This window comes from Methylobacterium mesophilicum, from assembly GCF_022179445.1.
Classification (GTDB): Bacteria; Pseudomonadota; Alphaproteobacteria; order Rhizobiales; family Beijerinckiaceae; genus Methylobacterium; species Methylobacterium mesophilicum.
Genome location: NZ_BPQU01000028.1, coordinates 23,489 through 47,276 on the forward strand (window position 1 = coordinate 23,489; position 23,788 = coordinate 47,276).

Genomic DNA, 23,788 nt, shown 5'->3' on the forward strand with positions numbered 1-23,788 from the left:
ATACGGCGCAGCGGCCTCGCCGCATTGTCTGCCCGATCAGGCGCCGTCTTCGTGATATCGTACGCACCCGTCACCCGGCCGCGTCCCGCGATCCGGCACGACCGCGCCTTTTGGAAAGCATCGCCATGAAGGTATCCGCCGACCTGTGCATCGTGCCGATGGGCGTCGGCCCGTCGGTCTCGCCCTACGTGCGCGAGATCAAAGCGATCATCGAGGCGAGCGGGTTGACCGCCACGATGCATCCCAACGGCACCAACATCGAAGCCGAGTTGTCTGAGGTCTGCGCCCTGGCGGAACGCTGCGAGGCCAGGCTCGCCGAACTCGGCGTCGAGCGGACCTTCTTCACGCTGATCTTCTCCACCCGCCGGGACAAGGAGCAGTCCATGGCCGACAAGCTGGCGGCCGTCTCCTGACGGGGTGGATCGCTGTCCGCGGGAGTGTCTATCGGTCCGGCGGACAGCGGGCGCGTTGGATCAGGGACCGTGTCCTGAAGCGCCGCGCGGCGGTGGCACCGTCCGCGCGGGCGCGGGCTGCTCAGCCGTGGCAGGCGCAGCCGGCATGCTCGCAGCCGGCGTGATCTTTATGTCCGTCGGCGCATTCATCACAGCAATAGGCCTTGCCGTCCCGCGACACCGCCTTGGTCAATGAGACCACGCACACGCAGTCCTGGCAGGCGCATTTCACCATCTCGACGTCGACGCTGGCCATGTTCTTCTCCTGGGACGAGTCATTCGCCGCCTCAGGGTAGCGCCGCGGGACCCGGGGCGGAAGCCGATCGGCGCCGCGGTGACGCGCCCGTGATCCGACCTGCGTCCTCGCGCGTTCCCTCCGGTCCGGACGCTGGCGTTCCGGGAGGAGGACGGCATGACCGACCAGAACACCGGCGACGTACGGATCGAACCCTACGACGGCCCGGCGGGCGGCTGGGGCTCGGCGCGCTCCCTCGTGGAGATCCTGACCCGCGAGGGCGTTCCGGTCACCGGCTCGGCGATGCTGGTCAAGCAAAACAAGCCCGACGGCTTCATGTGTGTGTCGTGTGCCTGGGCGAAGCCGGCCAAGCCCCTGGCCTTCGAATATTGCGAGAACGGCGCCAAGGCGACCGCCTGGGAACAGACCCGCCGCCGGGCGACCCCGGACTTCTTTGCCGCCCACACCGTCACAGAATTGCTCGGCTGGAGCGACTACGCGCTGGAAGAGCAGGGCCGCCTTACCCATCCGATGCGCTATGATCCCAAGGCCGACCGGTACCGGCCCGTCTCGTGGGGTGAGGCCTTCGCAGAGATCGGACGGGAGCTGAAGGCCCTGCGCGAAGAGGACCCGAAATCCGCGGTGTTCTACGCCTCCGGCCGGGCTTCGCTCGAGACCAGTTACATGTGGGCGCTGCTCGCCCGGCTGTACGGCAACAACAACCTGCCCGACTCCTCCAACATGTGCCACGAGCCGACCTCGGTGGCGCTGCCGCAATCGATCGGAGCGCCGGTCGGCACGGTGCTGCTGGAGGATTTCGAGACCACCGACCTGATCTTCTTCTTCGGCCAGAATGTCGGATCGAACGCGCCCCGGATGCTCCACCCGCTCCAGGAGGCCCGGCGCCGGGGGGCACAGATCATCACCTTCAACCCGCTGCGCGAACGCGGGCTGGAACGCTTCACCAACCCGCAATCGCCGGTGGAGATGCTGACGCGCTCGGCGACCAAGATCTCGACGCAGTATCACCAGGTCAAAGCCGGCGGCGACCTCGCGGCGCTCACCGGCCTGTGCAAGTCCCTGCTCGCCATGGACCGGGAGGCCACCGCATCGGGCCGTCCCGCCATCCTCGACCACGCCTTCATCGCCGAGCACACGCACGGCTTCGCGGAGTTCGTGGCGTTCTGCGATCGGGAGGATTGGACCGCGATCGAGCGTCGCTCCGGCCTCACGCGCCCGGCCCTCGAAGCCGCGGCCGCAGCCTACGCCCGCGCCAAAGCGGTGATCGGCATCTACGGGATGGGGCTGACCCAGCACCGCAAGGGCACCGAGACGGTGCGGATGCTGGTGAACCTGCTGCTGATGCGCGGCAATATCGGTAAGCCCGGAGCCGGGATCTGCCCGGTGCGCGGCCACTCGAACGTGCAGGGCCAGCGCACGGTCGGCATCACCGAGAAGCCGGAGCTGGCGCCGCTCGACAAGCTCAAGGAGCTGTACGACTTCGAGCCGCCGCGGGAGAAGGGCCTGAACACGGTCGAGACCTGCGAGGGGATCCTGGACGGCAGCGTCCGAGCCTTCGTCAGCCTCGGCGGCAACTTCCTGCGGGCGATCCCCGATACCGGGCGGATGGAGCCCGCCTGGCGCCGGCAGCGCCTCACCGTCCAGATCTCGACCAAGCTCAACCGCTCGCACCTTGTGAACGGGGACGTGGCCTTCATCCTCCCATGCCTCGGCCGCATCGAGGTCGACCGGCAGGCGACCGGCCCGCAGGCGGTCTCGATGGAGGATTCGACCGCGCGCTTCCACGGCTCCCGGGGCGTGGCCGACCCGGTCGGCCCGGAGGTGCGCTCCGAGCCCTGGATCGTCGCCGAGATCGCCAAGGCCTCAGTGCCGCCGAACCCGCGGATCGACTGGGATGCGTGGGTAGCCGATTACGGCCGGGTGCGCGACGCCATCGAGGCGACCTACCCCAAGGTGTTCCACGACCTGAACGGGCAGATGTTCCGGCCGGGCGGGATCACCAAGCCGCTGGGCGCCCGGGACCGGAAGTGGGAAACCGAGACCGGAAAGGCGAACTTTTCGGTGCCGGAGGGGCTGGAGGCCGATCCGGACCTACCGAAGCATGGGCCCGACGTGCTCGACCTGATCACGCTGCGCTCGAACGACCAGTTCAACACCACGGTCTACGGGTACGACGACCGCTTCCGCGGCGTGAAGGGCACCCGCGACATCCTGTTCATGAACCGGACCGACATCGCCCGGCTCGGGCTGAAGGACGGCGGCTCCGTCGATGTCGAGGCGGTGGCCGGCGACCAGGTCGAACGGCGCGTCGGCGGCCTGCGGGTGATCGCCTACGACATCCCGCAGGGGAATTGCGGCGGCTATTATCCGGAGCTGAACGTGCTGTTGCCCCTGTGGCATCACGACGAGCAGTCCAAGACGCCGGCCGCCAAAGCCATCACGGTGCGGGTCAGCGCGGCGATGCCGACGACCTGAGCCCGGGGGGATCTGGCGCGGCGCCGTTCTCTCCGGCAAAGAGCCGGGATGGATCAGGTCACGCCCCGAAACGTGGAGCCGCGCCTGCGCGGTCTCCTGGACCTGATCGCCTCCGGCACGCCCCTGCGCGAGCCGGGCCTCGATCTCGCGCATGTCGACGCTGGCGCTCATGCGCTGGCCGAACTGGATGCGGCACGGGCCGACCCCGAATCCGGCGGCTTGTCCCTGGCGGGTTCGGATCTGTCCCGCGCCCGGATGGAGGAGGCCGACCTGTCGGGCGCGAACCTGCGCCGGGCGAGCCTCACCGGGGCGGTCGGGCGCTCGACCCGCTTCGTCGGGGCGATCCTGGAGGAGGCCGACCTGTCCGAGGCCGACCTCTCGGGCGCGGATTTCGCCGGCATCGTGGCGGGCCAGGTCAAGCTCTCCGCCGCTATGCTGGAGGATGCCCGCTTCGGGCAGGCGGCGATGCGCTTCGCGGACCTGTCGGGGGCGCTCCTCGACGGGGCCAACTTCACGGATGCCGACCTCTGGGGCGCCGACTTTTCCGGAGCCGACGCGGACGACACGGTGTTCCGCAACGCGCGGCTCGACGAGGCCAAGCTCGCCGACGCCAACCTGACCCACGCGGATTTCGAGGGTGCCAGCCTGGCCAAGGCGACGCTGGCCGGCTCGCGCCTGCGCGGCGCCAAGTTCACCGGGGCGAAGCTCGACGGCGCGGACCTATCCGGTGCCGACCTGTCGGACACGGATCTCGTCCGGCTCAACCTCGCCACCTGCCGGCTGCGGCACGCACGCTTCGCCGGGGCATGGCTCAACGGTACCCGGATGAGCGTCGAGCAGCTCGGCGGCGCCGTCGGCGAGGAGGTGGCGGGCGCCTACGAGCTGGCGCAGGCGAGCTACCTCGCCCTGGAGCAGAACTGGAAGAGCATCGGCAGCCACGATGCGGCGAGCTGGGCCTACAAGCGCGGCCGCCGCATGGGTCGTGTCCATGCCGGACAACAGGCACGCGCCGCATGGGTCGAGCGAGACGGGGCCGGGATCCTGCGCCACGGCTACCGCTGGACCGCCGACCGCTTCGTCGAGTGGCTGTGCGACTACGGCGAGAGCCTGTCGCGCATCGCCCGGGCCTTCGCGTTGCTGATCGTCGTGTTCGCCGGCCTGTTCGGGCTGACCGGCGGCCTGATCGTGCTTGAGGGTCCCGAGGCGGGGCCGACCTACAACCCGATCGACCTGATGAGCTACAGCGCGCTCAACATGATGACGGCCAACCCGCCGGAGATCGGCCTTAAGCCGACCGGCCGGGTGACCAACCTGCTGGTCGGCCTCGAAGGCGCGGCCGGGATCATCCTCATGGGCCTCTACGGCTTCGTGCTGGGCAACCGCCTCCGCCGGTGAGCCGTCAGTCGTTGACGCTCAGCCGCTCGATCAGGATGCCGAGATCCCTGCGCAGCGCGCGCATCTCGGGCTCGCTCAGTTCCAGCTGGCACATCACGCTCTCGCGCACCGTGACCGCCTCCGAACGGAGCGCCGCGCCCTGGGGCGTCAGGGCAATCTCGACCTCGCGCTCGTCGGACTGACGCCGGGTCCGGACCAGGAAGCCCGCGCTCTCCAGCCGCTTCAGCACCGGCGTGAGCGTGCCGGAATCGAGCCTGAGCCGCCGGCCGATCTCCGAGACCGTCACGCCGTCCTGCTCCCACAGAACCAGCAGCACGAGATATTGCGGATAGGTCAGCCCGAGCCGCTCCAGAAGCGGCCGGTAAGACTTCGTCATCCGGTGCGCGGCCGCGTAGAGCGCGTAGCAAAGCTGGTTATCGAGCAGGAGTGGATCTGTTGCCTGCTCTGCCTCGATCGTGTCCACAGAATACGACATGTTGCTCGCCCATCGCGGTCCGAGTGCCGCTTGTCTCGCACCGCGACCGCGGGTTGGCCCTTCTAGCATAACACGCTGAGCGTGCGTGCAAGCTCCCGCTCCACGCTCGGTTTCTCAACAACTCCGGGCCCCTGGCGCTCCGTCACCTGACGATGACATGTGCGATAGGCTGTCCAGCAGCCCGGTCTCGTCCTCGAGGGTCCGCAGGTCGAGCAGGACGGCATCGCCGCTGATGCGGCCGATCACCGGCACCGGCAATCCGCGCAGGCGTTCGGCCAGGCGCTTGCAGCGCCCCCCGGCTCCGCGGCGCCCGCCCTCGCCATCCGGCACCAGCACCAGGGCGGCGCTGGGCAAGGTCTCCACCGGCAGCGCACCGGACCCGATCTGGCTGATGCACGCGTCGACCGAGACCGTGGCCCAGCCGGACAGCCGCTCGGAAACCGCCGGCGCGAGGGCCCGGGCCTGCGCGTCGACCGCCGCGCGCGGTCGGGTGAGCAGCCGCAGGGTCGGCAACTCCTCGGCCAGCCGCTCGGGATGCAGGTAGAGCCGTAGCACCGCCTCCAGGGCCGCGTAGGTCATCTTGTCCACTCGCAGCGCCCGCTTCAGCGGGTTCTTGCGCACCCGGGCGATCAGGTCCTTCCGTCCGGCCATGATCCCGCACTGGACGGCACCGAGGAGCTTGTCGCCGCTGAAGGTCACGATGTCGGCGCGCGCCAGCGCGGCCCGGACGGTGGGCTCCGGGGGCAGGCCGTAGGCCGCGAGGTCGACGAGGCTGCCGCTGCCGAGATCCTCCGCCAGCGGCACGCCCTGTTCCCGGCAGAGGGCGTGGAGCGCGACCGGGTCCGCCTCGGCGGTGAAGCCGGTGATTGCGTAGTTGCTCGGATGCACCTTCATGACCAGGCCGGTGCGCGGTCCCAGGGCGTCGGCGAAATCGCGCAGATGGGTCCGATTGGTGGTGCCGACCTCGCGCAGGCGGCAGCCGGCGCGGACCATCACGTCGGGCACCCGGAACGAGCCGCCGATCTCCACCAGCTCGCCGCGCGAGACCACCACCTCCTTGCGCATCGCCAGGGCGTTCAGCACCAGCAGGACCGCGGCGGCATTGTTGTTGACGACCACCGCGGCCTCGGCCCCGGTCAGGCGGCAGATCAGGCCCTCGACGTGGTCGTCGCGCTCGCCCCGTGCCCCGGTGGCGAGATCGAATTCGAGGTTGCTCGCCTGGACCATCACGGCGGCCACGGCCTCGGCGGCGGAGCGCGGCAGGAGCGCCCGGCCGAGATTGGTGTGCAGCACCGTGCCGGTGAGGTTGAAGACCGGCCGCAGGGACACCCGCCGCTCGGCCGCAAGGTTTTGCGCAACCGCCTCACGGATCGCCGCCTCGTCCGGCACGGAGCCCCCCTCCGCACGGATCCCGGCGAGGACGGCCCGCACGGCTGCGGTGACGGCCGTGCGCCCATAGGCGGTGAGCATTTCCTCCGCGGCCCCGCCGACGAGACGTTCCACCGACGGGATCCGGCGCGGAATCCGCATCGTATCTTCGGTTGCGTCTTCGGGGGTCGGGCAGGCTGTCACTGAGGATGTCATGGTCCGCACAGAGATAAGGATGCCCGCGCCGAGGACTACCCCGCCACGCTGCACGCGATCCCCCAGGATCAGCCGGGCGACGGCGACGCCTGCGACGCGATCACCCCCGACCAAGGCGGAACCGTACGGACCGACGGGCGACTAACCTCATGCGCGTGAACGCGCCGGCGTCGCATGGCCGGCCGCGCGGATCGCAGATGTGGGGAAGAGCGATGAAGCACAAGCCGCTCCGCGAGCAGGTCGTGGTGATCACCGGCGCATCGTCCGGCATCGGCCTCGCGACCGCCCGGATGGCGGCCGGGCGCGGCGCCCGGGTCGTGCTGGCCGCCCGCAGCGGCGACGCGCTGGCCAAGATCCAGGCCGAGATCGAGGGCGTCGGCGGCAAGGCGCTCCACGTCGTCGCCGATGTCGGCAACCGGGCCGAGGTCCAGGCGATCGCCGACCGGGCGGTCGCGACGTTCGGCGGCTTCGACACCTGGGTGAACGTCGCGGGCGCGTCGATCTACGGCCGCCTCCGCGAGATCAGCGACGAAGACCATCAGCGCCTGATCCAGACCAATCTCTGGGGCACGATCTACGGGTCCCTGGTCGCCGTTGAGCACCTGAACAAGCAGGGCGGCGCACTGATCAACGTCGGCAGCATCGCGTCCGATCTCGCCTTCCCGTTCCAGGGCATGTACGCGGCCTCGAAGCACGCCGTGAAGGGCTTCACCGACGCCCTACGCATGGAACTGATGGTCGAGGACGCGCCGATCTCGGTGACGCTGGTCAAGCCGGCCTCGATCGACACCCCCCTGCCCCAGCGCGCGCGCAACTACATGGACCGCGAGCCGAGTCTGCCGCCGCCGATCTACCCGCCCGAGGAAGTCGCCAACGCGATCCTGCACGCAGCCGTACACCCGCAGCGCGACATCTTCGTCGGCGGCGCCGGCAAGGCCTTCGTGGCCGGCAAGGAATTCGCCCCCGGCGCCTACGATTACATGGCCCCCGCGATCATCGCGATGCAGAAGCGCGGCATCCCGCCCCGTGACCCGTCCGGCGCCCTGCACGCACCGGTCTCGGCCGGCCTCACCCGCGGCGACCCGCCGGTCTACGTGATGCGCACGAGCGCCTACACCCGGGCGAGCCTGCACCCGCTCGCCACGGCGGCCGGTCTGCTCGGGGTCGGCACGGTGGCGGCTCTGGCCCTGCTCGGATCGGCCCCCGGCCGCAGGAAGCGCCTGTAATTGGCTTTCACGGCAGCAACCCTCCCCGGCCCGGCCCAGCCGTCGCCGGGCGAGCGCGCCGATCCTCGGATCGTTCCGCGCCGGTTCGTTCACCTCCCGGACGACCGGACCATCGCGTATGCAGAGACCGGCGTAGGCCCCGACCTCGTGGCGATCCACGGCACGCTGATGTGCCTGGAGGATCAATGGCTCGGCCCGGTGCCGGCGCTCGCCAAGCATTTCCGAGTGGTCGCCGTCGACCGCCCCGGCCATGGGTTCAGCCTGCGCCCGCGCGGATCCGGGGCAGACATCTGGGATCAGGCTAAGCAGATCCGGGACGCGATGCAGCGGCTGGGCTTGAAGCGACCGGTGATCCTGGGTCACTCGTTCGGCGGCGCGGTCGCCCTCGCCTACGGGATGCTCTACCCGGGCGAGATCACCGGTATCGTCTCCCTGGCCCCGATCTGCTTCCCAGAGCTGCGCCTCGAGCAGATGCTATTCGGACCGCGGGCGCTGCCGTTCGGCGGGGATCTCCTCACCCGGGCCCTGAGCGCGTCGAGCGATCCGGCGCTGCTGCCGCTGCTGTGGCACGCGATGTTCCTGCCCCAGGCGATGCCAGAGCGGTTCCGCACCGACTTCCCGTTCGCGCTGGCCGGGCGGGCCGCGCAGATCACCGCCGAGGGGGAGGATGCCGGCTGGCTCTGGCCGGCCCTGACCCGCAGCGTGGTGGGCTACCCCAAACTCAGCGTTCCAACCCGCATCCTCTGCGGCGGCGCCGACATCGTGGTGAATGCGTACCTGCACGGGGCCGCCGCCGCCCGGATGATCCCGGGCGCGACCTTCGACTTGCTGCCCGGTGCCGGTCACATGTTCCCGCACATTGATGCTGCTGCGGTCGTACGGGCGGCTCGATCGATCGGGGGTTAGACTCCGTCTGGGTGTCTTTACGGAAGTCCGGCGCTCACTTCGTAGCCCAGGTCGATGGGGGGGTGCGGACCTCGGCCCAGGGAACCGTCGCTGCCGCGCCCGGTAGCGCTGGTGGGCGGTGAGGGACTCGAACCCCCGACCCTCTCCGTGTAAAGGGGGAGTGCTGGGCGTTCAGGTGCGCTCGGGGTGCAGCAGGGGCGGCGATTTCTCCCTTTGACCCTCTCCTTTGAGCTGTCATGATGGGTCAGCAGGGGCCATCAAACTCGGGCCCACTGCACCCCAAGTGCACCCCGAGATTGCTCTATGCCCCGCCGCGCAGCTACGGAGAACGTAACTCGATTAACCCGGACAAACGTGTTGAAGCTGGCGCTCCAGCCCGGGCAGAGCGAACGGATTTGGTGGGACGAGGAGCTGAAAGGGTTTGGTTACCGCCTCAGGCCTAATCGCGGGACATGGGTGATCCGCCCTCCCCGCCTGGGGGGCAAATCTTCGCTGGTGACGATCGGCGCCGCGAACGTGGTGGATGTCGCCGAGGCTCGCAAGGCCGCGCAAAAGCAGCTCGCTCAGGCCACGCTTGGGGATCATCCGCGCGAGGCACGCCGGGCTAATAGCGGGCCGACCGGAGTCACAGTCGCCGATGCTTTCGAGCGCTACATGGCGGACGCCGAGAAGCGGATGCGGCCGTCCACCTACGCGAATCTCCAGACGCATCTGCGCCAGCACTGGGCGGGCCTCCACGCGAAGCCCCTCACCGCCGTGAAGCGGGCCGATGTCGCGGCGCAGCTCCGCCAGATTGCGCAGGGGCCGGCGGGCAAGGACCCGAGGCCGCAAGCCGCCCTCCGCGCCCGCCGCACGCTTAGCACCGTGTTCGCTTGGTGCATCGGCGAGGGGCTGTGCGATATCAATCCGGTGACCGGCACCAACGCCCCCGCCCAGGAGATCCGGCGTGAACGGGTGTTGACCGACTCGGAGCTGACGGCGGTCTGGCGTGCCTGCCCACCGGTGGAAGACTTCGGCCGGATTGTCCGGTTACTTATTCTAACCGGCCAACGCCGAGATGAGGTTGCCGGGATTCGGTGGGAGGAAATCGACCTCGACGCCGCTTTGTGGCGTCTCCCGGCGAACCGGACGAAGAACAAGCGATCCCACGAAGTTCCGCTCAGCCCCCAAGCCGCAGCGATCCTCGTTGAGGCGCCACGCATTGCGGGGCGGCCCTTTGCCTTTGGCGCCGGAGCTGGTCCATTCTCGGGCTTCAGTAAGGCCAAGGGCAGGCTCGATGAGCGCGTCGCCTTCGCGGAGCCGTGGCGCGTCCATGATCTGCGGCGCACCGCGGCCACGGGCATGGCTCGGCTGGGTGCGTCCGTCGAGGCCGTGGAGAAGGCACTCAACCACACCAGTGGCACCTTCCGCGGTATCGTAGGCGTATACCAGCGCCACGACTACGCGGCCGAGAAGCGCGAAGCTCTGAACCGCTGGGCTGAATACGTCGAGCGTCTGTCGGGCGACTGACGGCCAAATTGGACCCATCTGCCAAGGCAATTAGCACCTGCGACATAATTTCGCAGAGTGTGATATAAGTACCTGTTTTAATTGAATATTGTCAACGTCAGTACGCTGACGTTCATTTGGCTATCACTGACCTGATATCAACGATCATCTTTCCTTTGCCGAGATCAAACCCGTCTGGCAGATCGGCGCTCTCGATCACTCAGGAGAGCTTATGAACGCCCTCGCCGACCTACCACCAGATATCGCGCGCCGCCGCGTGCTTCCCACAAGGGAGTCCGCTGCGTTCCTCGGGGTGAGCCTTTCAACTTTCCGCCGTCTCAGGGACCAGAAAGTCATCCCGGATCCGATTGGCCTGTCCATCCGCCGCATTGGCTGGCGGATCGGCGATCTTTGTGACTACCAAGACGCGCGTATCGCCGGCCTAACGTGGCACCAGTGGAAGACTTCGCAAGCTGGGAACGATAACTCCCACGCCAAGTCGGGTTTGAGGGCATAGTCTCTCCAGCCCCCTGCTTTTTGACATCTCAAACGCGAAATTGCGATCCGCTTGCGCAATTGTTTGCATTAGCGCAATTTGCTTTCTATTTGCGGATCGAAGCAAATTGCAAATTTGATAGCCAGTTGACGAGGTAAAATTCTAGTCACATTATGTAATATCCGCCGATATGCGATGCCCGGCCTGTCCAGAAACACGTACCTGAGGCGGTATAGCTGTAGCGCGTCTCCGACGTGTCGTAGCTCCAAGGGTGGAGGGCCATCGCTCCGGCTTTCTCACTTATCCCATCACAAGCGATGAGGCCTTCAACGTGAGCAGCACCGAGAACGTGATCCTAACCCTCAGCCGGGATGTGACCGGCCGAGACGCCCACATCATTGGCCAAGCCCTCCACGTCGCCGCCAAAGCGCTGCTGGCCGAACCCTTCCCTCAGGAAAGTAACGCGGAGGACATACTGATTATCCTCGAAGCGCTGTGGCCCGGCTCGGAACAACACGAGGTGCTGATGGATCGCATCCGCGATGGCCGAGGCATGGGCCTCCCCTTCCCCGAGGACATGTCTGTGACTGCCGAAAACGTCGAGGCGTGGATCGCGGCCGAGCTCGCGGAACGTGGCCCCACAGAGTTCTTGATGGCCACGGCGATCGAGGAAGTGGCTGAGACGACCGGCATCCTAACCCGGTGCAGCAACATCCGGGGCGTGTCCGATCACGATGCACGGATGCGCCTACACCAGGCGAAAGCAACGATCCGGGTGATGTCCGGAATGATGCCAGGCCCCGAGGCGGCCGTGGCGTAGCTCCGGCCAGCGAGACCGCCGTACATGCGCGCTCTACCCTATCTCGCCCTCGCTGCCCCGGCCTCAGGATCCACTCCGGCGGTCGCCTAGGACTTCCAGCGCCAGCGCGAGATCAACGCCCTGTGGGACATCGAGAGCAGCCAGCGGCAGCAAACCGAAATCATGCGGCGGCAGGCTCAGCGTGACAGCGAGCGGGCCTACCGGGAGGAGAACCGGTACGTGAACGAGAAGCGCGATGCGCGGAGTCTGCGCCGGTTCGACAAGCCCTAGCGCTGGTCGGCAGGGACGTACGGTCCCCGCTACTCACAACGGCCAACAGCAGCCTGGAGGCGTACGCGTTGCGCGTAAGGGCCGGCGTGATGCAGGATGACCGGAGAGGGGAGCCGGGTGTGGAAGCCGCCTCCGGGCGAGTTTGGACCCCGCCGTCTCCTCGTGGTCGCCTCGGCGAGCGGTATGGACCCGCTGTGCCGTACGTGGCTGGCTGGGGAGGTGGTTGCCTTATCAGGGGTTGGACCACCTCCCCCTCACGTACTGATAGCAACCGAACCCATCCCAGCGGCGTATGCAAGCGGTTGACAGGGTTTGTGCCCGTTATCCGCATGTCGTCGCGCCGGCTTGTTCATCTTCCGTTCTGCATCTCTTGCCTTGAGCGCGAGCGCAGGCGGGTGCCGTTCAGGTTGTGGGTGTCGACGTAGAAGATCTACTCGACGGTACGCCACTTCCCGGGCGGCAAGTCCGGGCCGGGCGTCCGTGGGCTCTCCTGATGGAAGCGCTTGCGGTCGCCGACGACGACCTCGGCCACGCCATCGATCGCGTCCACGATGCCCGAGACAGCCTTGTACATGTCACCCTGCGGCTTGGCCCTGGTCAGCACCAAGATGCACTGTTGGCGCCAGCGGGCTGCCGCCTCCAGGAAGGCGACTTCCTCGCATCGAACGAACACCCCGCGTCGCGCCATCGCCTGTCCTCCGAGCTTGGCCGGAGATATAGAACGGAAAGCGAACATGGCGAGGTGCCAGCCGGGTGTCACCGACATTCGTGAACAGAGCGGGTCCCGATGACGGCTCGTTAACCATGCTGGCGCAGGATGGCCGCAGCGATCGGCTTTGGCTGAGCGCCGGAAGAGCAGCACCGCCCCCCTGATGACACGGTGCGGCCTCGCTGGCGCAGTCGCAGCAGGCCCGCCTCAGTCCCCCTGGGCGGGCCTTGCTCGTTTCCGGGCTACCAGAGCGCCCCCCAGCATCAGGAACACCAGGGCGGAGCTGATCGCGACCGTGCCAGTAGCATCCGCTTGGGAGACACCAGCACGTCGCCCGTGCAGATCAAGACGCCGGTCAACGTGTGAGGATCGCTGTGCCGGCCCACAGAAAGGTTAACGCCGTACCAACCGGATTAAGCCGGCACTAGCCAGTCCCGGACAAAACTCCGGCATCGTCATCACGGATGCCTCATGCCGGACCCTCAGACCATCCTAGCCCTTGCCGCCCTCATCGGCGCGTTGTCGCCCGTCGCCATCGCTGCCATCGAAGAGACCGGCCGCTTGCTTCGGAGTCGCCGGGGACGGGGCGAACCCCCATCCGATCCGCCGGACCAGTAAGGGGCCGATCACCCGGCCGATCAGGCGGCGGCCAGGATGCGCCCGACCTGGACGGCCGACCATTCGCCACCGCGGGCGGTCTCGACCCGGCGGGCGTTGAGCTCGGCCGCAATGCCCCGATTGGATGTGACGCCGGCCTTGCGAATGGACTCGATGATCGGCCGGACGTTCGCCGCGAAGGCCTGGGCACCCGCCCGGTTGGCGCTGGCGCCCTTGGCGCTGGCCTCGGCCAGGTTCGTGCGATTGCCCAAGACGCCCTTGCCGACCTTGCCAGCCAGCGCGGCCTTAGTGCGAGCCGAGATCATGGCGCGCTCTTTCTCGGCCAGCGCGGCGTAGAGGTGGAGCACGAACGGGTCGACGCCTTCGCCCAGCTCGGCGACGATGAACGGCACCCGCTGCGCCATCAGTCCAGCGATGAACGCTACGTCGCGGGACAAGCGATCCAGCTTGGCGACGATGACCGCGCATTTGGCCTTGCGGGCGGCGCCCAGCGCGGCGGCCAGTTGCGGCCGGCGGTCCAGGGCGTCGGCGCCCTTGCCGGTCTCGACCTCAACGAATTCGGTCACGACCTCGAACCCACCGGCCGCGGCGAACGCCTCGACCGCCTTGCGCTGCGCCTCCAGGCCCAGACCGCTCTTACCCTGCCGGTCCGTCGAAACCCGGAGGTAGGCGACCAGGGTGCGGGGCGTGGCGGACACGGCGGCGTCTCCGATGTGACACCTTCATACGAGCGTTTGGAGTTGTAACGCAAGTCCCTCGCCCCCCCTCCCGAAAGGATTTTCACCGTGACCTCGAACCTCGCCGGCCTCGCGCCCGCGCGGCAGTTCGGACCGTGGGCCCTCGACCTCGACCCGGCCGAGCGCGTCGCCCACCTCCGATCCTTCCGAGCCCTCGCCCGCGTTCTCGCCGGTCCCCGCGCCGCCGACCTCGTGGAGCTCCTGGCCCAGGCCGAGACCGACCCAGCCGCCCTGGTGCCTGCCGCAGACTCTCTCGACCGACTACCGTCTATCGACATGCGCCGGATCGTGGGGAGCTACGCCGGACTGGTGCGACCGCAGCCGCCGGCCCGGGGTGCCCGCCCTGGTGTGAGAGCACGCCAGCTCGCCCCGCTCAGGACCTCGACCAGGACCTCGACCAGGACCTCGACCAAGTCGACGTGGCAGGCCGCGGCGTAGTGGTAGGCGCGCTCACATACTCGTCTCAACGTAGCGGGCGTCGTCTCTGATATTATAGACATGAAATTACAAATTTGCGTTTTTTCAATTTAGTATAGGTCCCGGCCTGGAAGACCGAGATATTTATCTATTCTCCAAAAGCATTTTTATTTGCCCTCAGAAGCTACGGTTCCGTATCCTGACTCTCGGCATGATCCGCTATGGCTGGCAATCGGACGTTGACTTGCTGCCAGAAGGCTGACGTTCCAGCTTCGGCCTAGGTCGGCGACACGATCCGCTCTCTCCCAAGATCGGAGGAGACCGGCCTGCAAAGACATTCCGAAGCTCGCCGTCCGCGCGCAGGCAGCCGTGTCGGTGTCACGCTAGAGCGCTCTCCGACGAAGTGGCTCCGGTTCGTCGCAAGAGAGCGCGTCAAAACAAGAGCTTAGATTCGTTCCCGACCCAACGTGGTCGGGCACGGCTCTAGTGTGGGCTGCCGAGGTCCCAGGCGCGGCGCGCGAACCGGTCGATCATCCCGGCTCGACCAAGTTGGTGAAGCTAGCGACGATCCCGGGCATCCGCCTGCCCGTGCGGGAGGCGGCCATCAGCTGGACCCGGTAGCGGGCGCCGTCCGCCCCCTCAACCGTCCGCTCGGAGGGTCGGCTCGCCGCCAGCACCGCCGGGATTTCGTCCAGCAGCCACCCCATGGGGATCGGCGCCGAGAAGTTGCGCAGGGACCGGCCGACGTCGCTCGGCTGCAGGCCGAAGATCTGCGCCGCGGCGCGGGTAAACAAGCGGATCTGGAGGTCCGGCGTCAGCAGCACGCTGGCGACGTTCATGCCCTCGAACAGCGTGGCTTGGTCGTCGCTCAGCTGGTCGATCGCCTCGATCTTCGACGTGAGCTCCGAATTCATCGTCTGCAGCTCCTCGTTCAGGGACTGCGTCTCCTCCTTCGAAGCCTCGAGCTCCTCGTGGGCGGCCTGCATCTCCTCGTTGACCGAGGACAGCTCCTCGTTCGAGGACTTGAGCTCCTCCAGCGAGGTCTCGTATTCCTCGATCACGGCCTGGAGCCGTTCGCGCGTCACGTTCAATTCCCGCTCCAGGCCCTGGAGCGCCGTGTCCCGCTCGTTCGCTTCCAGGGCCTGCTGCCGCTCCTTCTCGACCGGCGCAGCGGCCTCCTTGAACACGACCAGGAACAGCGGCTCGCTCGCGCCGGGCGTGGTCAGCGGCTTGACCACCAGAGAGATCGACTGAAGACGGCCGTCCGACAGCGCGACGCCGATGCCGTCGCGCAAGACCATGGTATTGCCCTCGATCGCCTCGCGCAGGGCCGTCCGGAGGTCCAGCCGCAGGCCCTTGCGCGCCATCGCGGCCAGCTCCCGGGTCGGCTGGCCGGGCACGACCTCCAGGTGATCGCCGATCCGCGACGAGTAGTGCACGGCCTCGCCCGTCCGCGTCACGACCGCGTGTGGCGGCGTGAACTCGGACAGCATCTGGCTCTCCACCGCGTGCCGCAGAGCCGCGTGCGTCGTCACGTTGCGCCGGTGCGGCTGGCCGGCGCTCTGGAAGATCGACGTGTCCGACCCGGACATCGGCCGCAATCGCACCGGCGGGATCGCATCGCGGGCCTGGAAGATCCGGTGCTGCTTGTCGATCGTCTCGAACAGGTCCTCGAACCGCGTCACGTTCTCGGCCATCCCGATGAACAGGTAGCCGCGCGGGCGCAGGGCGTAGTGCAGCACCGGTATCAGCTGCTGCTGGGCCTCGACGCCGAGGTAGATCATCAGGTTGCGGCAGGAGACGAGGTCGAGGCGGGAGAACGGCGGGTCGCGCAGCACGCTGTGGGGCGCGAAGGTGCACAGGTCGCGCACGGCCTTCGCGACCACCGCGCTATCACCCTCTACGACGAAGTGCTGCGCGATCCGCTCGGCCGAGACTGCGGACAGGTAGGCCGTCGGGTAGCGGCCGGTCCGGGCGACCGTGAGCGCGCGCTCGTCGATGTCGGTGGCGAAGATCTGCACGCGCGGCGGATCCGCCAGGGTGAGCATGTGCTCGCGCACCAGGATGGCCAGGGAATAGACTTCCTCGCCGGTCGAGCAGGCCGGCACCCAGATCCGCACGCCATCGGTCGCCGCACGCGCGTCGAATAGTTTCGGGATGATCTGGGTGGCCAGCGCCTCGAAGGCGGCGGTGTCGCGGAAGAAGTTCGTCACGCCGATCAGCAGGTCCCGGAACAGCACCCCGACCTCGGCCGGGTCGGCCCGCAGCAGCTTGAGGTAGGCGTCCGGCCCGGCCGCGCCGACCACGCTGATGCGCCGCTGCAGCCGGCGCACGAAGGTGCTGGGCTTGTACCCCGAGAAGTCGTGGCCGACCTGGCGGCGGAGGATGGCGAAGATCTCGGTGAGCTGCTCAGCGTCAGGCTCCCGCGGGACCACGTCGACCTGCGCATCCGGCGCGGCAGCGAGGTACGAAGCGACGTGCGCCGCGATCCGGCCGCCCATCAGTTCGGCCATCTCGCCAAAATCGACGAAGCCGGTCCGCAGCGAACTGAGCGGCATGTCGGCGGTCTCGGGGCCGTCGCCATCCGCGGTCTGGGCCAGGGTCAGGCCGCCGTGCTCCTTGATCGCCTTGACGCCGATGGCGCCGTCGCCGTCGCCGCCGGACAGGATCACCCCGACTGCGCGCTCACCCTGGTCGAGGGCGAGCGCGGTCAGGAAGATGTCGATCGGCTTGGTCTCGCGGCCCGCCGGCCCGAGCGGCGTCAACGTCAGCCGGGCGCCAGCGATGCCCACGACGAAACCGGGCGGCATGACGTAGACGCGGCCCGGCCGGACCTGCACGCCGTCGGTGGCGGCCTCGACCTCGAGCGGCGTGAACCGGGCCAGCACATCCGGGAGCAGGCTCTTGTGCTCCCGGCTGAGATGCGTGACCACGACGAAGGCCGCCTCCAGCGTCTCCGGCACCCCGCGGAAGAAGCCCCGCATCGCCTCGATGCCGCCCGCGGACGCGCCGATGCCGACGATCGGAAAGTGGTCCTGGTCCATCACCGCGTTCTTAGCCTTCGGATCGATGCCGCGCCGTTCGTCGGGTCCCAGCATCACGCGTTCTGGCCCGATGTCGAGGACGGCTGCGCGGATCAGCCGTCGTGCGTGGCTTCCCGCGCCACGTAGGCCAAGCACCGGGCCCGGGCCTCGAAGCTCTTCAGCCCCACGAACAGACGCAGCAGTAGCACTATCTCTTCGGCGGGATGATCCAGGCCCACCACGATCGTGTCGGCGTCCGGCGTCCCGGGCGGGTAGGCCTTCAGGAAGGTCGCGACGGGGACACCCAGAGTCCGGGCGATGCGGACCAGCGCAGTCAGGTCATCGTCCTGCGGATCGTCACCGTTCATTCGGGCCTCTCCGTCGATCCCTGCGCCATGCCCGTCTCTGGGCCGCGACCATCAATGCACGGAGATCCCGGCCGCTCGCGGCCCCATCACGCCGGCGATGCGACGCCCGACATGATGGAGCACGTGGCCCAGCAGGAGACGGGTCTGGAGGTCGGGCTCGTCCTCCGCGGCCTCGTAGGCCTCGATGAGAGACGTCACCAGGTGTTTCGAGGGACCAGGGTCGTTGCCGTCGTGAGATGCTGGCAGCCCTGCGGCGGTCTGCTCGCGGGAGCGCCGGACGAGATCGCGTGAAGCCTGGAGCGTCTGCCGCGTCTCCTCGGCCGCCGCACGCAACTCACGGGCGACCTCGAGGCACTTGTCTGCGCGGGGGCGGTCCACCATGGGCACTCCGAGTTGCACTGAATGCCCGCACGTAGAGCACTTCTGAACGGACGCGGGCATCGTGCGCTCAATTTCTACGTGTAGCAATCCGGATGTCGAATTCGATGGCGATTGAGAGGATCAAACGTCAGCATCCGCTACTAGAGCGAACGGACGCGAGTGCACCCGCCGGGTTCCGAGGTCTTCATCCAATGAGATGCCGGGAAGCGGACCTTTCAGCCTTCTGCAGTGGGTCGAAAGCCGACGTCGCAACCGTTGCAGATGGCATCCAGTCCACCAGTTGACGCAAGGCGATCTCGTCTTCGGATGCGGCGCAGCAAGCGCCCACCCCGCCACGGCGGCCCAGCATCGACGACCTCGCGGGTGAAGCGACCAAGCAGCCCTGGCCCGTCCGTGTCCTGCCGGGCGGCGGCGGTGGTGATGGTGATGTTGGCCTGGCGGGTCCGGCAACGGAACCGTGGTCCACGCCCCGGTGACGATCCACGCTGGCGCCCAGTCGCCATCCGCGATCGCCGGCTCGCTACAACGGCACGTCTCCGAGGCGCGGGGCTTCCGGACCCATGACTTTGAGCCCGAGCTCACCTGACCTGGGGGTGGCAGCCTAGGTCGCGTCAGTCACCGATAGGGTGAGGCGGGCTGTGAAGAGCCTCGCGCCACTCTCATCCCGGACGGTAGCCTGGCACTGGGCTGCCTCTTCGGTGCGGGACATGTCGGCCATGATCTCTCCGAGCGTGGTGCATGCCATCTGCTTGGCAATGATCGCGTCCGGTAGTTCCTCACCTTCGTCATCAAATATGGCACCAGCGCCGTTGATGGTGTCAAAGAAGAAGCGCGGCATTAATCACCTATCCAAAGGGTGTAGCCGGCAGATCTCGATGATCGTGATGGCCACCTCTCGTCTGCATGCCCAAGGTGTCGACCTAATTCTACGATCCAGGTTAAACCTAAGGGCGATGATCTGGGATTGAACTGATCCAGTGGTGGCCGGTCTCGCGCACGTTGCGGGGCCGGTCGCCCTCGGGGAGTGAGCCCAGGCCGGTGGGGCAGTCGCGTCTAGCGTGAGAGAAATGAACTGCCAGCACCCGTGATGCATCCCATCAAAAGGGGTGATATTACCGATTTAATCTGCACTTACGGGCGGTTATCGGCATTTGCAGAACCAAAACCGCAAATATATCAGTGCAACCTGATATTGATTAAATATCCCGATTATGAATTCGAGCTACAGCGTGGTACTGGTCGAACGAAAAGCCCCGCCAAGTCCGTGGCAGGACCGGCGGGGCGAATGGCTGTTAGGCAGAATAAATCAAAGCATCACTTCAAAAGCTGATAAATTACTCCAGAAGATCATCAACTTATATGTCAAAACATGAAAAGTCGCAAGTGCGCGTGCCGGCGAAGGCAGGTCAGAAGCTTGAATGGCTCGACGTACTATTTGAGGACGAGGCGTTAAGCCAGGCGGCAAAGAACGTCGCATGGCGCCTGGTTCGTCACCACAATGACTTGTCCGGGCAGTGCAACCCCATGCAGGCCACGCTGGCGAAAGGCATCGGCCGCTCGACCAGGATCGTCAGCGATGCCGTCCGCGAACTGAAGGACGCCGGCTGGATCGAGGTGAATAAGCACCGCGACGGGGCCGACTACGTCCTGATCCTGGACCGCGCCGAAGCTGTCGAGGCCGGCGAGATACGCGATCAATCGCGGTTCAGACACGCGAGGTATATCGCATCAGCTGCGCGATCAATCGCGTGTCAGGTGCGCGATCAATCGCGTATAGAACCGCTCACCTTAACCACCGAAGGAACGACCAACCCAACCACTGCGCCAGCCGCGGTCGCGATCGAGCCCGAGGTGGTCGGTCCGGCCATGGCGAAGGCGACCATACCGGATCAGCCGAAGGCCAGCCTCTCGACGCCCGCCAACGACGACGCGAGGCAGAGGGGAGGGCAGACTTTCGCTGGGTGGACCATCCCCTCCGAGACGATCCAGGGATGGGTCGCTGGGTTCACGTACATGGATGTGCCGGCACAGCTCGTCTCCAGCGCGCCCTGGTTCGCGAAGAACGTCCCGGAGAAGGGCCGGACCCAGAAGCTGGAGAGCCGACTGCGCAAGCTCAACGCCGAAGCCCGAGAGGCACACCTCGGCCGGGAGAAAGCGAAGGCAGCCGATACGGAAGCCGGGGTGACACGGGACTTCACCGGCCGGGCCTGGGCCACGCCGAAGTTGGGCTGGGTTGAGAACCCAGGTGCGTTACCGCCGGGAGCGTCCCGCCACCAGATGCACGATCCAGTTGCGAAGAGGATCACGTTCCGAGGCAAGGGCTGGCACATCACCGTTGAGGGATTGAAGAAGATGAAGGAGTTCTGGCCGGACGTCGATCTCCACGCGGAGATATCTGCCTTCGACCGCGACCATGCCTCGACCGAGCGCACCAACGACGAGAACAAAATCGCTCTTGCCGAGATCCTGGACCAGCGACAGGCCGAGGCGAAGGCGGCCTGACCTCAACAGAGGTTTTGATGGGTCTGGAAGCATCTCGCAGGTGCTTGACAAACCCGGACGGATCTGATACCACTGTGGAGCACGCTGGGACTTTGCACCTAGTGCCCGACCCGCCCTTCCCGGCGGGTTTTTTCATGCCCAGACCCCGGGCTCACCACAACGCCGGACCTCGCTGGTGACGCCCTTGGCGATCACCCGCCGATGCTTGCCGGCTCCATCAGGACATCACCAATGACCACGACCAACGGCGGCGTGCCGGCGGTCGCGTTCGTCGCGTCGGGCGAATTCGTCGCCGCGCTCGACAACGCGGCAGCTCAGCACGGCCAGACCCGTTCCCACTATGCTCGCCAAGTCCTCGCAGAGCACCTCCGGTCTGCCGGTATCCTCGCTCCCGAGACACCCATCACCACCCACGAGGCATCCCGACGCCACCGGACCCAGTCCTGCGCGGCCGTTTGACCTTTCCCTCCAACCCCTAACCTCGAGTCCGGCCCAAGCCGGCAACAGCAGCATGAGCAAATCCAGACAAGTTTCCTTCGCCGCCAGCGAAGAGCTGTACGAAGCGATCGAACTATTGGCCTACTGCGATCGCAAATCGATCGCCGATACCCTTCGCCGGCTCGTTGCAAAAGAACTGATCGAATACCAGTTCCTCGACGCCCGAGCCGCTCTGACCGAGCAGACGAACGGCTCGAACAGCCGTTTCATCCCGAAATCCGCCCGGCCCAGCCTGTATCCCCCGAACCCGGAGCGGTACTTGTGAGCGCCGGCAACCCCACGATCAGCTCATCTCACGTCTTGGCTCAGGTGTGGCTTGATCCCGATCTGGGCAGCGCCCTAGACCGGGCCGCCCGCGACGCCCGGGACACCCGGGCCGGCTTGCTCCGGCGGATCATCCTGGAGAGCGTGCGCCTATCCGGCCACCTCGATCCCGCGCCGACCGCGCGCCGCCACCGCGTGAAGCGCCGGTCGGAGATCGCAGCATGATTTCTGCCATCAGCGCCGCCACCCTCGCCCGGTCGGCCGCCGAGACCAACGGTCTATCGCTCACCCCGGAGGCGTTGAGCGCCGCCGCGGACCGCCTGGCCGCCGACCTCGCCCATGATGAAAACCACCAGCTCGCGTTCGATGGCGCCGCCCCGTTCAGGATCGAGGCCGGCCAGGTGGTCGAAATAGGTCTGGTGGATCACATCCTGGCTATCGTCCGCGAGCTCGGAAGCCCCGTCACCGCACCGACCACATCGCCCGGGGTGCCGGCTACCAGACCAGGGAAGATCGAGATCGACACGCCGATCGCCGCGTTCGGCCGGTCCCTCGCCGCGAGTCACGACGCCGCCCTGGTCCGCGAGACGGAGAAGATGCCGAACCCCTGGTTGTCAGGTCAGCTCAACAGGACGAACGCCGCGATCATCACGAACAAGAACCCCTCATTGGCCGCCAAGCTGAAGGCTGAGGCCGGAGTCTGACCATGGCAAATTACATCACCCACGAGCCCACCGAGCTCGAACTACGCCTCACCGCCGAGCGGGAGGCCGCCGACGCCGCAGCACGGGCCGCAGTGCAGGCCGAGCGGCAACGCCTCTACGATGCGCGGGAGGCCGCGTTGAAGGCCGCTCGTAAGCCCGTGCCGATGACCAAGACCGCGCTGGAGCCAAACCGGGTCGCCGCCGAAGCGCTACGAGCCGCCCTGGATGATGCCGCCTGGGTCGCCCTTCTCCGTCACTTCGACGTGTGGGACCCCGGCCGGTTCAAGGCTTCGGCGCTGTTCATCGCTCAGGGCGAGACCGCGGCTGCCCGCAAGGCCGAACTGGTGCGGGGCGCCCAGGAGCGCGCCGAGCGACAGGCAGCCGAGCACGCCGCGGCCCAGGCTGCCCTAGAGGCCCGTGCCGCCGAGTTGGCCTCGTGATCGTGCTGGATCCCATCAGCGGGCGGCAGGTTGAGATCGTCGTCCCGCCCCGGGCGCCGACACCCCGGCTCCAGGAGCGTGCTGAAGCGAAGGCCGCTCGAATCCAGGCCAAGGCCGAAGCGCAACGAGCCGCCGCCTGGTCCGCTATGCAGCAGGCCGAGTTGAACGAAAGCGCGCTGTAGGGCTTCGATCGCCAGCTTTGGCCCGTGGCGGGCAAGCGTGGCCGGCGGCTATCTGATAGCCCTCGGATCGCTGGCGCCCGTCCTGGGCCGTCTCATTCTACGGAATGGCTACTTAAAGCTTTCGACAACCGAGATCCCAATCGCGGATCACCAAGATGCCTTTGCACCCCGTATGCACCCCAAAAAGGCTGATCCGGGGTGCAACTACCAGCTAAACCGTTGATTTATTGGTGGGCGGTGAGGGACTCGAACCCCCGACCCTCTCCGTGTAAAGGAGACGCTCTACCAACTGAGCTAACCGCCCGGCGGCCGACCGTTACGGCATGGGGTCGGTACGGCGCAAGGGGCTGCCGTCAGGGTGCCGCAAGCCGGCGGGTCAGGGCGGGCGTGAGGCCCAGGCTCTCCATCGGCATCGGGCGCGCTGCCGGAGCGGCAGGCGCCATCGCGGCGGCCAGGACCGCGCGGGTGCCGGCTTCGACGGAACAGATCAAGGGGCATGGGGCCTGCGGTTCGAGCCGCCGCGTCAGCCCGGCGAGGCCGGCGCCCCCGAGGATTACCGTGTTCGCTCCGGCCGCATGGCAGTCGCGACAGGCTTGCGCCAGGATGCCGAGGGCGCCGTCTGGATCCCGGGCGATGTCGCCTCCTGTCGGCGCCACCGTGGCGATGGCCGCGAGCTTGTCGGACAGGCCGAGGGTGGCGACGAACTCCCGGAGCATCGGGTCCCACGCCGTCCCCCCCGTGACGATGCCGAACGCCCCTGAGGCGGCGGCCTCTCGGCAGGCCGCCTCCGCCATGCCGACGACCGGCACGGGTGATAATTCGCGCAGGGCGAACAGGCCCGGATCGCCGAAGCAGGCGAGGTAGACCGCGTCGCAGGCATCCCCATGCTCGGCCAGGGCGTCGAGGGCGGCATGGCCCGCGATGGCCGAGGCCGCGCGGCTCGCGATATAGCGCGCGCCGAACCGGCCCGTGACGGCCCGCAGGTCCGCGCAACCGTCGATCTGGCGGCGCACGTGGTCAGCGACGAGGTCGGTGACGGCCTGACTGGTGTTGGGGTTGATCAGCAGGATGCGCATGTCGGCCGGTCCCACGAAAAAGCCCC

The 23,788-nt window shown here is 67.4% G+C and carries 26 protein-coding genes and 1 tRNA gene; 16 read left to right on the forward strand and 11 right to left on the reverse strand.

What is annotated here, in order from left to right; genetic code table 11:
* Nucleotides 1–125: 125 nt before the first annotated feature.
* The gene (locus MFF40_RS22090; protein ID WP_092043425.1) at nt 126–413 is read left to right on the forward strand and encodes an MTH1187 family thiamine-binding protein; all 288 of its coding nucleotides are present in this window, start codon (nt 126–128) and stop codon (nt 411–413) included.
* Between the two features lie 121 nt (nt 414–534).
* Here MFF40_RS22090 and MFF40_RS22095 read toward each other — a convergent pair whose 3' ends face one another.
* Entirely contained in the window at nt 535–708 is a 174-nt protein-coding gene (locus MFF40_RS22095; RefSeq protein ID WP_147854838.1) for a metallothionein, read from the reverse strand.
* Between the two features lie 156 nt (nt 709–864).
* Between MFF40_RS22095 and MFF40_RS22100 the strand changes: the two genes are divergently transcribed.
* Both MFF40_RS22100 and MFF40_RS22105 read left to right on the forward strand, forming a co-directional pair.
* A complete protein-coding gene (locus MFF40_RS22100) occupies nt 865–3,183 on the forward strand; it encodes an FdhF/YdeP family oxidoreductase (protein WP_147854837.1) in 2,319 nt (772 codons plus the stop codon).
* Between the two features lie 48 nt (nt 3,184–3,231).
* On the forward strand, nt 3,232–4,578 hold the full coding sequence (locus tag MFF40_RS22105; RefSeq protein ID WP_147854836.1) for a pentapeptide repeat-containing protein: 1,347 nt from the start codon (nt 3,232–3,234) through the stop codon (nt 4,576–4,578).
* A gap of 4 nt (nt 4,579–4,582) precedes the next feature.
* Here the strand turns inward: MFF40_RS22105 and MFF40_RS22110 are convergent, their stop codons facing one another.
* Nucleotides 4,583–5,053 carry a MarR family winged helix-turn-helix transcriptional regulator gene (locus MFF40_RS22110; RefSeq protein ID WP_147854835.1) on the reverse strand — a complete coding sequence of 157 codons (471 nt, stop codon included), beginning with the start codon at nt 5,051–5,053 and terminating at the stop codon, nt 4,583–4,585.
* 114 nt (nt 5,054–5,167) lie between these two features.
* Nucleotides 5,168–6,583 (reverse strand): L-seryl-tRNA(Sec) selenium transferase, encoded by a 1,416-nt coding sequence (selA, locus tag MFF40_RS22115; RefSeq protein WP_147897672.1) that lies wholly within the window; start codon nt 6,581–6,583, stop codon nt 5,168–5,170.
* Nucleotides 6,584–6,849: 266 nt separating this feature from the next.
* Between selA and MFF40_RS22120 the strand changes: the two genes are divergently transcribed.
* The 5 genes from MFF40_RS22120 to MFF40_RS22140 all read left to right on the forward strand — a co-directional run bounded on the left by MFF40_RS22120 (nt 6,850) and on the right by MFF40_RS22140 (nt 11,573).
* Nucleotides 6,850–7,863 carry an SDR family oxidoreductase gene (locus MFF40_RS22120; protein ID WP_147897671.1) on the forward strand — a complete coding sequence of 338 codons (1,014 nt, stop codon included), beginning with the start codon at nt 6,850–6,852 and terminating at the stop codon, nt 7,861–7,863.
* On the forward strand, nt 7,864–8,769 hold the full coding sequence (locus tag MFF40_RS22125) for an alpha/beta fold hydrolase (protein WP_147854868.1): 906 nt from the start codon (nt 7,864–7,866) through the stop codon (nt 8,767–8,769).
* A 303-nt stretch (nt 8,770–9,072) separates the two neighbouring features.
* Complete coding sequence (locus MFF40_RS22130; RefSeq protein ID WP_283206116.1) at nt 9,073–10,278, forward strand: tyrosine-type recombinase/integrase; 1,206 nt, start codon at nt 9,073–9,075, stop codon at nt 10,276–10,278.
* A gap of 211 nt (nt 10,279–10,489) precedes the next feature.
* Entirely contained in the window at nt 10,490–10,774 is a 285-nt protein-coding gene (locus MFF40_RS22135; protein WP_238262246.1) for a helix-turn-helix transcriptional regulator, read from the forward strand.
* 310 nt (nt 10,775–11,084) lie between these two features.
* Nucleotides 11,085–11,573: a hypothetical protein gene (locus MFF40_RS22140; protein ID WP_238262248.1), complete on the forward strand. Its 489-nt coding sequence runs from the start codon at nt 11,085–11,087 to the stop codon at nt 11,571–11,573.
* Between the two features lie 700 nt (nt 11,574–12,273).
* Here MFF40_RS22140 and MFF40_RS22145 read toward each other — a convergent pair.
* Both MFF40_RS22145 and MFF40_RS22150 read right to left on the reverse strand, forming a co-directional pair.
* Nucleotides 12,274–12,531 (reverse strand): hypothetical protein, encoded by a 258-nt coding sequence (locus MFF40_RS22145; RefSeq protein ID WP_238262250.1) that lies wholly within the window; start codon nt 12,529–12,531, stop codon nt 12,274–12,276.
* Between the two features lie 659 nt (nt 12,532–13,190).
* The gene (locus MFF40_RS22150) at nt 13,191–13,868 is read right to left on the reverse strand and encodes a recombinase family protein (RefSeq protein WP_238262251.1); all 678 of its coding nucleotides are present in this window, start codon (nt 13,866–13,868) and stop codon (nt 13,191–13,193) included.
* An 87-nt stretch (nt 13,869–13,955) separates the two neighbouring features.
* Between MFF40_RS22150 and MFF40_RS22155 the strand changes: the two genes are divergently transcribed.
* Nucleotides 13,956–14,345: a hypothetical protein gene (locus MFF40_RS22155; RefSeq protein ID WP_238262253.1), complete on the forward strand. Its 390-nt coding sequence runs from the start codon at nt 13,956–13,958 to the stop codon at nt 14,343–14,345.
* Nucleotides 14,346–14,854: 509 nt separating this feature from the next.
* On the opposite strand, the gene MFF40_RS22160 is transcribed toward MFF40_RS22155, so the two are convergent.
* From MFF40_RS22160 to MFF40_RS22175, 4 genes are all read right to left on the reverse strand, one after another.
* Nucleotides 14,855–17,422, reverse strand: a complete 2,568-nt coding sequence (locus tag MFF40_RS22160) for a CheR family methyltransferase (protein WP_238262256.1) — start codon at nt 17,420–17,422, stop codon at nt 14,855–14,857.
* A 38-nt stretch (nt 17,423–17,460) separates the two neighbouring features.
* Nucleotides 17,461–17,715 carry a hypothetical protein gene (locus MFF40_RS22165; RefSeq protein WP_238262258.1) on the reverse strand — a complete coding sequence of 85 codons (255 nt, stop codon included), beginning with the start codon at nt 17,713–17,715 and terminating at the stop codon, nt 17,461–17,463.
* A 51-nt stretch (nt 17,716–17,766) separates the two neighbouring features.
* Complete coding sequence (locus MFF40_RS22170; RefSeq protein ID WP_238262260.1) at nt 17,767–18,093, reverse strand: hypothetical protein; 327 nt, start codon at nt 18,091–18,093, stop codon at nt 17,767–17,769.
* Nucleotides 18,094–18,697: 604 nt separating this feature from the next.
* Nucleotides 18,698–18,934 carry a DUF6894 family protein gene (locus MFF40_RS22175; RefSeq protein WP_238262262.1) on the reverse strand — a complete coding sequence of 79 codons (237 nt, stop codon included), beginning with the start codon at nt 18,932–18,934 and terminating at the stop codon, nt 18,698–18,700.
* Between the two features lie 521 nt (nt 18,935–19,455).
* On the opposite strand from MFF40_RS22175, the gene MFF40_RS22180 reads away from it, so the two are divergent.
* From MFF40_RS22180 to MFF40_RS22210, 7 genes are all read left to right on the forward strand, one after another.
* Nucleotides 19,456–20,598: a helix-turn-helix domain-containing protein gene (locus MFF40_RS22180; protein ID WP_238262264.1), complete on the forward strand. Its 1,143-nt coding sequence runs from the start codon at nt 19,456–19,458 to the stop codon at nt 20,596–20,598.
* Nucleotides 20,599–20,829: 231 nt separating this feature from the next.
* Nucleotides 20,830–21,057 (forward strand): hypothetical protein, encoded by a 228-nt coding sequence (locus tag MFF40_RS22185; RefSeq protein WP_238262266.1) that lies wholly within the window; start codon nt 20,830–20,832, stop codon nt 21,055–21,057.
* Between the two features lie 52 nt (nt 21,058–21,109).
* Nucleotides 21,110–21,361, forward strand: coding sequence for a hypothetical protein (locus tag MFF40_RS22190; RefSeq protein WP_238262268.1), 252 nt, complete (start codon nt 21,110–21,112; stop codon nt 21,359–21,361).
* Nucleotides 21,358–21,585 (forward strand): hypothetical protein, encoded by a 228-nt coding sequence (locus MFF40_RS22195; RefSeq protein ID WP_238262269.1) that lies wholly within the window; start codon nt 21,358–21,360, stop codon nt 21,583–21,585. Before MFF40_RS22190 ends, MFF40_RS22195 begins: the two co-directional genes overlap by 4 nt.
* Nucleotides 21,582–22,064: a hypothetical protein gene (locus MFF40_RS22200; protein ID WP_238262271.1), complete on the forward strand. Its 483-nt coding sequence runs from the start codon at nt 21,582–21,584 to the stop codon at nt 22,062–22,064. Before MFF40_RS22195 ends, MFF40_RS22200 begins: the two co-directional genes overlap by 4 nt.
* A gap of 2 nt (nt 22,065–22,066) precedes the next feature.
* Entirely contained in the window at nt 22,067–22,504 is a 438-nt protein-coding gene (locus tag MFF40_RS22205) for a hypothetical protein (RefSeq protein WP_238262273.1), read from the forward strand.
* A complete protein-coding gene (locus MFF40_RS22210; protein WP_238262275.1) occupies nt 22,501–22,686 on the forward strand; it encodes a hypothetical protein in 186 nt (61 codons plus the stop codon). The genes MFF40_RS22205 and MFF40_RS22210 overlap by 4 nt, the downstream gene beginning before the upstream one ends.
* 228 nt (nt 22,687–22,914) lie before the next feature.
* Here the strand turns inward: MFF40_RS22210 and MFF40_RS22215 are convergent.
* Both MFF40_RS22215 and MFF40_RS22220 read right to left on the reverse strand, forming a co-directional pair.
* Nucleotides 22,915–22,990: transfer RNA gene (locus tag MFF40_RS22215), tRNA-Val, on the reverse strand.
* 49 nt (nt 22,991–23,039) lie between these two features.
* Nucleotides 23,040–23,762 (reverse strand): aspartate/glutamate racemase family protein, encoded by a 723-nt coding sequence (locus MFF40_RS22220; RefSeq protein ID WP_147854867.1) that lies wholly within the window; start codon nt 23,760–23,762, stop codon nt 23,040–23,042.
* Nucleotides 23,763–23,788 lie beyond the last annotated feature (26 nt).

Excerpts from the sequence above, each read along its gene's own strand:
- MFF40_RS22090 (WP_092043425.1), top strand. The coding sequence starts at position 126 with ATGAAGGTATCCGCCGACCTGTGCATCGTGCCGATGGGCGTCGGCCCG.
- MFF40_RS22095 (WP_147854838.1), bottom strand. The coding sequence starts at position 708 with ATGGCCAGCGTCGACGTCGAGATGGTGAAATGCGCCTGCCAGGACTGC.
- MFF40_RS22100 (WP_147854837.1), top strand. The coding sequence starts at position 865 with ATGACCGACCAGAACACCGGCGACGTACGGATCGAACCCTACGACGGC.
- MFF40_RS22105 (WP_147854836.1), top strand. The coding sequence starts at position 3,232 with ATGGATCAGGTCACGCCCCGAAACGTGGAGCCGCGCCTGCGCGGTCTC.
- MFF40_RS22110 (WP_147854835.1), bottom strand. The coding sequence starts at position 5,053 with ATGTCGTATTCTGTGGACACGATCGAGGCAGAGCAGGCAACAGATCCA.
- selA (WP_147897672.1), bottom strand. The coding sequence starts at position 6,583 with ATGCGGATTCCGCGCCGGATCCCGTCGGTGGAACGTCTCGTCGGCGGG.
- MFF40_RS22120 (WP_147897671.1), top strand. The coding sequence starts at position 6,850 with ATGAAGCACAAGCCGCTCCGCGAGCAGGTCGTGGTGATCACCGGCGCA.
- MFF40_RS22130 (WP_283206116.1), top strand. The coding sequence starts at position 9,073 with ATGCCCCGCCGCGCAGCTACGGAGAACGTAACTCGATTAACCCGGACA.
- MFF40_RS22135 (WP_238262246.1), top strand. The coding sequence starts at position 10,490 with ATGAACGCCCTCGCCGACCTACCACCAGATATCGCGCGCCGCCGCGTG.
- MFF40_RS22145 (WP_238262250.1), bottom strand. The coding sequence starts at position 12,531 with ATGGCGCGACGCGGGGTGTTCGTTCGATGCGAGGAAGTCGCCTTCCTG.
- MFF40_RS22160 (WP_238262256.1), bottom strand. The coding sequence starts at position 17,422 with ATGCTGGGACCCGACGAACGGCGCGGCATCGATCCGAAGGCTAAGAAC.
- MFF40_RS22165 (WP_238262258.1), bottom strand. The coding sequence starts at position 17,715 with ATGAACGGTGACGATCCGCAGGACGATGACCTGACTGCGCTGGTCCGC.
- MFF40_RS22175 (WP_238262262.1), bottom strand. The coding sequence starts at position 18,934 with ATGCCGCGCTTCTTCTTTGACACCATCAACGGCGCTGGTGCCATATTT.
- MFF40_RS22180 (WP_238262264.1), top strand. The coding sequence starts at position 19,456 with ATGTCAAAACATGAAAAGTCGCAAGTGCGCGTGCCGGCGAAGGCAGGT.
- MFF40_RS22185 (WP_238262266.1), top strand. The coding sequence starts at position 20,830 with ATGACCACGACCAACGGCGGCGTGCCGGCGGTCGCGTTCGTCGCGTCG.
- MFF40_RS22190 (WP_238262268.1), top strand. The coding sequence starts at position 21,110 with ATGAGCAAATCCAGACAAGTTTCCTTCGCCGCCAGCGAAGAGCTGTAC.
- MFF40_RS22200 (WP_238262271.1), top strand. The coding sequence starts at position 21,582 with ATGATTTCTGCCATCAGCGCCGCCACCCTCGCCCGGTCGGCCGCCGAG.
- MFF40_RS22205 (WP_238262273.1), top strand. The coding sequence starts at position 22,067 with ATGGCAAATTACATCACCCACGAGCCCACCGAGCTCGAACTACGCCTC.
- MFF40_RS22220 (WP_147854867.1), bottom strand. The coding sequence starts at position 23,762 with ATGCGCATCCTGCTGATCAACCCCAACACCAGTCAGGCCGTCACCGAC.